The organism is uncultured Amaricoccus sp., from assembly GCF_937858865.1.
Taxonomy (GTDB): Bacteria; Pseudomonadota; Alphaproteobacteria; order Rhodobacterales; family Rhodobacteraceae; genus Amaricoccus.
Genome location: NZ_CALLYO010000537.1, coordinates 1 through 5707 on the forward strand (window position 1 = coordinate 1; position 5707 = coordinate 5707).

4 protein-coding genes and 1 pseudogene are annotated in these 5707 nt (G+C 75.4%); 1 reads left to right on the top strand and 4 read right to left on the bottom strand.

Annotated elements, in window-relative coordinates; genetic code table 11:
- Nucleotides 1-158: carotenoid oxygenase family protein (locus tag Q0112_RS19480; protein ID WP_367278481.1), on the top strand; the 158-nt coding region annotated here is incomplete at its 5' end.
- 138 nt (nucleotides 159-296) lie between these two features.
- Here the strand turns inward: Q0112_RS19480 and Q0112_RS15815 are convergent.
- The 4 genes and pseudogenes from Q0112_RS15815 to Q0112_RS15830 form a co-directional block, all read right to left on the bottom strand.
- Nucleotides 297-1043: an enoyl-CoA hydratase-related protein gene (locus Q0112_RS15815; protein WP_297976939.1), complete on the bottom strand. Its 747-nt coding sequence runs from the start codon at nucleotides 1041-1043 to the stop codon at nucleotides 297-299.
- Nucleotides 1040-1828: an exodeoxyribonuclease III gene (locus Q0112_RS15820; RefSeq protein ID WP_297976940.1), complete on the bottom strand. Its 789-nt coding sequence runs from the start codon at nucleotides 1826-1828 to the stop codon at nucleotides 1040-1042. The genes Q0112_RS15815 and Q0112_RS15820 overlap by 4 nt, the downstream gene beginning before the upstream one ends.
- A gap of 356 nt (nucleotides 1829-2184) precedes the next feature.
- The gene (gene pbpC, locus Q0112_RS15825) at nucleotides 2185-4233 is read right to left on the bottom strand and encodes a penicillin-binding protein 1C (RefSeq protein WP_297976941.1); all 2049 of its coding nucleotides are present in this window, start codon (nucleotides 4231-4233) and stop codon (nucleotides 2185-2187) included.
- Nucleotides 4230-5707: pseudogene (locus tag Q0112_RS15830) on the bottom strand (alpha-2-macroglobulin family protein); the annotation flags it as partial. The gene pbpC and the pseudogene Q0112_RS15830, both read right to left, overlap by 4 nt.

Sequence of the window (5707 nt, forward strand, 5' to 3'; positions counted from 1 at the left end):
ACGCGGGCTGGCTCGCCACCTACCTCTACGATCCGGCCGCCGGCACCAGCGACCTCGCCCTCCTCGACGCCGCCCGGATCGAGGAGGCGCCGGTCGCGGTCATCCGCATGCCCCAGCGCGTGCCGCAGGGCCTGCACGGCGCCTGGCTGCCCGGCTGACCACCGCAGCGAACCGAACGACGGCTCCAGCGCCTCGCGGTGCGCAATTCCGGCTCGTGTCGAACGGCAGGTTCGGACCGATCACAAAGGGCTGATCACGATAAATGCAAACCGCTGCAATGCGTGCGGCGCGCGCGCTCAGCGGCCGGTGAAGCGGGGCTCGCGGCGCTCGCGCTGGGCGGCGAGGCCCTCGGCGTGGTCGGCAGAGGCGAAGCAGGTGGCGATGCGCTCCCGCGCCGCCGCGGCGTCGAGGCGGTTCTGGCCGAGCTCGAGGATGGTCTGCTTCATCCCGCGCACCGCCAGCGGGGCAAGGCCGGCGATGCGGCCGGCGATCTCGCCGACCCTGGTCTCCAGCGCCTCGGGTGCGACGAGATGGTCGAGAAAGCCCATGGCGAGGAGCGCCTCGGCCTCGAAGGTCTCGGCGAGGAGGAAGAGGCGCCGGGCCGCCTGGCTGCCCAACCGGTCGACGGCGCGGCGGATGCCGGCCGGCTCGTAGTGGATGCCGAGCCTGGCCGGCGGCGCGAAGGCGCGCATCCCGGTGACGCCGACCCGGAAGTCGCAGGCGAGTGCGAGCTCGACCCCGCCGCCGTAGGCCCCGCCGTTCAGCGCCGCGACGGTCGGCACCGGGAAGGCCTCGAGCGCGTCGCAGAGCCGGGTGAGCGGGTTCTCGGTCCAGTCGCCGGCACCCACGTCGCCGAGGGCGGCGCCGGCGCAGAAGCTCCTGCCGCGTCCGGTCAGGACCAGCGCGCGCAGCTCGTTGCGGCCGGCCCAGTCGGCGAGGAGCGCCGTGAGGGCCGCCATCGCCTCCCGGTCAAGGGCGTTGTGCGCCTCGGGGCGGGCGAGGGTGATGCGACCGACCGGACCCTCGATGCGGCTCTCGATCATGCCTCGAACTCCGCGATCACCGGGACGTGGTCGCTCGGCGTCTCCCAGCCGCGCACGTGGCGGGCGATGCGGCTCGCGCCGGAGCGTTCGGCGAGGTCGGGGGTGGCCCAGATGTGGTCGAGGCGGCGGCCCTTGTCGGCGACCTGCCAGTCGGGGGCGCGGTAGGACCACCAGGAATAGAGGCGGCCGTCCGGAATGTGGGCGCGGGTGACGTCGACCCAGCCGCCGGCGGCCTGTGCGGCGGTGAAGGCCTCGACCTCGACCGGGGTGTGGGAGACGATTCTGAGGAGCTGCTTGTGGCTCCAGACGTCGTCCTCGCGCGGGGCGACGTTGAGGTCGCCGACGAGGATGGCCCGCTCCGGCGGCGCCTCCGCCCCCCAGGCGCGGAGCTCGGCGAGGAAGTCGAGCTTGTGGGCGAACTTGGGGTTCAGCGCCGGGTCTGGCAGGTCGCCGCCGGCCGGGATGTAGAGGTTGTGGACCACGGTGCCGGAGGGGAGGCGGGCGGCGACATGGCGGGCGTCGCCCCGGGTGCAGAAGTCGCGGTGGGGGAGCTCCTCGAGCGGCAGGCGCGAGAGGATGGCGACGCCGTTGTAGGCCTTCTCGCCGCGCACCGCCACGTGGCGGTAGCCGAGGGCGTGCAGGCCCTCGAGCGGGAACTTCTCGACCGGGGTCTTGGTCTCCTGGAGGCAGAGGACGTCCGGGTTCTCCTCGCGCAGGAAGCGGAGGACGGCCTCCTCGCGGTGGCGGACCGAGTTGATGTTCCAGGTGGCGAGACGGATGGTCATGGTCCGCTTGTTAGGGAGCCGCGGCCCGGGGCGCAAGGAGTGCCGCTACCGGTCGCGCCCGAGGAGCGGCACCTCGAGCGCCGTGGCGGAGGTCATACGGCCGTCGGCAGATTGAATCGGGATCGAGGGAATTCCGTTCGTGTTAACAGTGGCTTGGGCGGACTGGAATGCGGCCGGAAAGGGGCTGGAAAGCGGCCATACGATTTGCGGCCGTGACCAGAGATCAACACGGGTCGCGCGGAGCGCGCGCGACGGACCGAACCATTCACCTGGAAGAAGCTAGCAGCAGCTCGCCATCGGGCGTCGGGAGCGGCAGGCCGCTGCGGAGCGCCGTCTGCAGGGCGTTGGCGACCTCGTCATTGCAGGAAGACACTCGTCCGCGCGGTGCGTCCGGTCGCGTCGATCACGGCGAGGTCGACGAAGCCGACGCCGTCGGGGCGCCATTCGGCCTGGCGGGCAAAGGGGTCGACCGGAATCGGGGCGCCGTCGACGAGCCAGCGGAAGGGCGGGACGCCGGCGCCGAGGCGGATGGCAAGCGGGCGGCCGGCGCCCCGGCCGAGGCCGAGGTCGACGCGGGCGCCTTCAGGCGGAAAGGCGATCTCCGGACCGCCGCGGGCGTCCGCGGCGCCGCGGGCCTGGAAGGCGCTCAAGGGCGCGGGCAGTTCGGCCGTGGTGACGGTCAGCGCGCCGGCCGGCGGCGGTGGCAGGGCGACGGGCTCGGGGGCGAGGCGCGCGAAGGCGTCGAAGAGCGCAGGGGCGGCGGCCTCGATGCCGAGGGCGCCGGGCACCGGGGCGCCATCGGGGCGGCCGAACCAGACGCCGACGACGTGGGCGCCGTCGAAGCCGATCGCCCAGGCGTCGCGGTGGCCGTAGCTGGTGCCGGTCTTGTAGGCGATGCGGCCGGCGACGCCGTTCGGGGGCGGCGGCGTGCCGCGGAGGATGTCGGCGACGTACCAGGCCGGCACGCCGTCGAGGACCCGGGCAGGGGCCGCGGGCGCCGGCTCGGAGGTTTCGGCCAGCGGGCGCGCGGTCCCGCCGTCGGCGATCGCGGCATAGAGGCGGACGAGGTCCTCGAGCGTCAGGCCGACGCCGCCGAGGGCGATGGCGAGGCCCGGGCCGCCGCCGGGGGGGAGCTGCGGGCTGGCGCCGGCGCGGCGCAGGCGGGCCATGAGCTGGGCGGGGCCGACGGCGTCGAGGAGGGCGACCGCCGGCAGGTTGCGCGAGGCCTGGAGCGCGATGCGGGCGGTGATCGGGCCGAGCCAGGTCCGGTCGAGGTTCTGCGGCGCGTAGCTGCCGAAGCGCATGGGACGATCCTCGATGACCGTCTCGGGGTGGGCGATACCGGCCTCGAAGGCGAGGCCGTAGACGAGCGGCTTCAGTGTCGAGCCGGGCGAGCGGACGGCGCGGCTCATGTCGACGAAACCGCCGCGGCTCGGGTCGAGACGGTCGGCGGCGCCGATGCGGGCGCGGATCTCGCCCGTGCGGTGGTCGGCGACGATGAGCGCGGCGCTGATGCCGGGGCCGAGCACGCGGGCGCGCTCGGCGACAAGGATTTCGAGCCGGGACTGCAGCCCGGCGTCGAGCGTCGTCGCGATCTCCCCGGCGCCGGGCCGGACGGCGACCAGGCGGTCGGCGAGGTGCGGCGCGAGCGCGGGGAAGGGCCGGCGGAGCGTCGGAACCGGCTCAGTTCGCGCGGCGGACGCTTCGGTGGCGTCAAGCGCGCCGGCCGCAGCGGCGCGGGCCAGCACCCGGTCGCGCGCCACCCGCGCGGCCTCCGGCGCGCGATCGGGCCGGCGGGCCTCGGGCGACTGCGGCAGGGCGACGAGGAGCGCGGCCTCGGCGGGCGTCAGGCGGCGCGGCTCCTTGCCGAGCCAGGCCAGGCTCGCGGCGCGGATGCCCTCGAGGTTGCCGCCGTAGGGGGCGAGGGTCAGGTAGAGCGAGAGGATCGCGTCCTTGTCGAGCCGCCGCTCCAGCGCCAGGGCGACGCGGATCTGGCGGAGCTTGCCGGAAAGCGTGCCGGTCGGGCCTTCCTCGAGCAGGCGGGCAACCTGCATGGTCAGCGTCGAGCCGCCGGAGACGATGCGGCCGGCGGCGAGCGACCGGGCCGCGGCGCGGGCGAGCGCCAGGGGGTCGACGCCGGGGTGGCTGCGGAAGCGGCGGTCCTCGAAGGCGACGAGCTGGGCGAGGTAGCCGCGGTCCACCGCGTCCAGCGGGACGGGCAGGCGCCAGCGGCCGTCGGCGACGGTATAGGCGGAGAGGAGCGTGCCGTGGCGGTCGAGGACGACGGCGGAGGTCTTCGGCACCAGCGGCGGCAGGACGGTGGCGTCGATCCAGCGGTCGAGCCAGACCAGGGCACCGGCCGCGAGGGCCAGCGCCGCGAGAACCGCCGCAAGGCCGCGGGTCATTCCCGGACCGTCACCGTGCCGGTGTCAGTGCGGGCGCGGTAGGCCGGGCGGTACATGTCCTCGATGCTCGCCGCCGGGCGGTGGAAGCTGCCGGGCGAGACGGCGCGGACCATGTAGGCGAGACGGAAGGGCTCGGCCCCCTGCCAGTCCACCGCGGCGGCGAAGCGGTCGGCGCGGAACTCCGTGTAGGTGGCGACGTCGTCGGCCGAGAGCCAGGCGAGCTGGCCGGTCTCGCCCGAGCGCAGGAGGTTCGGGTTCTCGATCTCGAGCCCGGCCGGCAGCGGGTCGGAGACGATCAGCCGGGCCTGCAGGTCGCGCTCCGGCATCACCGTCACCACCGCGACCAGCCGGTCGTTGAGGGTGATCGCCGCGGGATCGGCGGGGGCGCCGTCGAGCGTGAGGAGCTGGCGCTCGATGCGGTAGCCGTTGCCCTGGGCGGGCTCGGGCTGGGTCGGGATGCCGAAGGCGGTGACGACGGCGAGGGTCGGCAACGGCCCGCTGTTGGTCACGCGGAGCGGCAGGTCGGCGGGGGTCAGGCGCAGCGCCGGGCCGGGCACCGGGGCGTCGTCGATGCGGAGGCCGCCGAGCGCGGCGTCCCCGGCGAGCGCGTGCGCGGCGAGCAGCGTCCAGAGCTGCTCCTGGGTCGAGCGTTCGGCGCCGGGGGCGGTGACGATGGCGGCGAGCCCTTCGCGGTCGACGGCATCGCTGCCCGCCTCGGCGGCCAGCGCGAGGACGCCGGCCGCGTCGCGCGGGCCGCTGCCGTAGTCGGTGCGATAGAGCTGCTCGGGCTCGCCCGACGCCGCGGCGAGGCCGGCGCGGCGGAACATCGCGTCGGCGCGCGGCTGGTCGCCGGCGAGTGCGAGGGCCGCCCCGAGCTGGGCCTGGGCAAGCGGCGTGGCGAAGGCGTCCGCGCGGGTGTCGGCGTAGTAGCGCAGGTCGCCGATGGCGGCGCGGCCCTCGCGGGCGAGCACCATCAGCGCGTAGGCGAGATCCTCGCCGCCCTTCTCGAAGTCGCCGTAGGCGTTGACGAGGTTCGCGAGGTTGCCGAGCGCGGCCTGGAAGGCGCGGTCGGGAACCGCGTGGCCTTGCGCGCGGGCGCGCGACAGGAAGTCGGTGACGAAGGCGTCGAGCCAGCCGTCGCCGCTCGCGGCCGCGTTCCAGAGCCCGAAGGCGCCCGTGCCGGCCTGGTTGGCGAGGACGTCGCGGATCGCGCCGTCGAGGCGCCTGCCGATCTCGTCGGCGCCTGCGATGCCGAGCCCCTCGGCGGTGGCGGCGAAGTAGAGGAGCGGCATGGCGCGGCTGACGGTCTGCTCGGTGCAGCCCCAGGGATAGGCCTCGAGCGCGGTCAGGAGGCCGGGCACGTCGAAGGCCGCGAGCGGCCCGAGCGCGACGGTCGCGGCCGCCGTGCCGGGGGCGAGGCCGTCGAGGACCGAGGCGTCGAGGGTCAGCGTCTGGCCGGCGGCGAGCTCGATCC